Raw genomic sequence first — 1,082 nt, 5'->3', positions numbered from 1 at the left:
TGTTTAGAAGATCGAAATGGTAGCGGTGTGGTGAGTTCGTGGTAGCGCTTGAGTGGGGATCCGGTAGCGGTCTCCACTCAAGCGTTTTGTGGGGTTACTGGTTAGCTTCCAGTCTCATGTTTGGTCCTTCGAGGGTGATGATTTCGGCGCCGGCGATGAGTCGGTTGAGGATGGACTCGGCGATGACGGCGTCCGGGATGGATCTGTACCAGTCTTGCGGGGTGAACTGTGAGGTCACGATTGTTGATCGGTTGCCTTCTCGTTCGGAGAGAATGTTGAAGAGCAGGTGCGCGGTGGCGGCGTCGACTGGGGTGGTGAGGAAGTCGTCGAGGACTAACACGTCGACGCTGATCAACTCGCGGGTGAGTTTGAGCCGGGCTGGGTCGTCAAGTGGCATTACTGCGAAGTGCGCGGCGAGCATGTCGGTGCGGTAGAACCTGGCGGAGTAGTCGTTGCGGCATGCTGCGGTGATCAGTGCTTGGGCGAGGTAGGTCTTGCCGACTGAGGATTTGCCCAGGATGACAATGTTTTGGCCCAGGTGGCACCATTGTCCGTGAGCGAGTCGGCTGACTTGTTCTGGGTTGATGTTGCGGTCAGGTGCGTAGACGACGTCTTCGAGGCAGGCATCGGGGTTTGGCGATCGTGATGCCTTGAGCAGTTTGTTGATGCGGCGTTCGCGTCTGGCCGCGACTTCTTTGTCGAGTGCGTAGAGCACCTTTTGGGAGAAGGTCCACGTGTCGAAGGTTGGGTCGTTGGCGATGTCGATGACGCTTTTGCCGAAGGCTGTCATGCGCATTGCTGTGAAGTCCGCGAGGACGGATTCGTCGAGGAAGCGCTCTTGTGGCGGGGTCGGTGGGGTCATGGTTTTGGGGTTCCTTTCTTGGTGAGGTTGTCCAGGCTGAACTGTGCTGCGCCACCGAGGTAGGCGCCGCTGGTGTCGCGTGTGGCAGCGGCGGGTGCGTGGGCCCGATGCCCAGGTGTGGCCGGTGCCGGTTGGTCGAAGCCGTGTGGTCGGGTTGCGGCTTCTTTGCGTACGGCGGCCATCATGTTTTTGACCGCGGTGTAGGACACCGCCCGGCGGG

Annotated in this window: 1 protein-coding gene and 1 pseudogene; both read right to left on the bottom strand. The window is 60.0% G+C overall.

Going from position 1 to position 1,082, the window contains the following annotated elements; genetic code table 11:
• Nucleotides 1-94: 94 nt before the first annotated feature.
• Nucleotides 95-862 carry an ATP-binding protein gene (locus HMPREF3151_RS08560; RefSeq protein WP_070475123.1) on the bottom strand — a complete coding sequence of 256 codons (768 nt, stop codon included), beginning with the start codon at nt 860-862 and terminating at the stop codon, nt 95-97.
• Nucleotides 859-1,082, bottom strand: a pseudogene (locus HMPREF3151_RS12115) (IS21 family transposase); the annotation flags it as partial. The gene HMPREF3151_RS08560 and the pseudogene HMPREF3151_RS12115, both read right to left, overlap by 4 nt.

The organism is Corynebacterium sp. HMSC05H05 (assembly GCF_001807265.1).
In the GTDB taxonomy this organism is placed as follows: domain Bacteria; phylum Actinomycetota; class Actinomycetes; order Mycobacteriales; family Mycobacteriaceae; genus Corynebacterium.
This window is presented reverse-complemented; position numbering and strand designations above follow the sequence as displayed.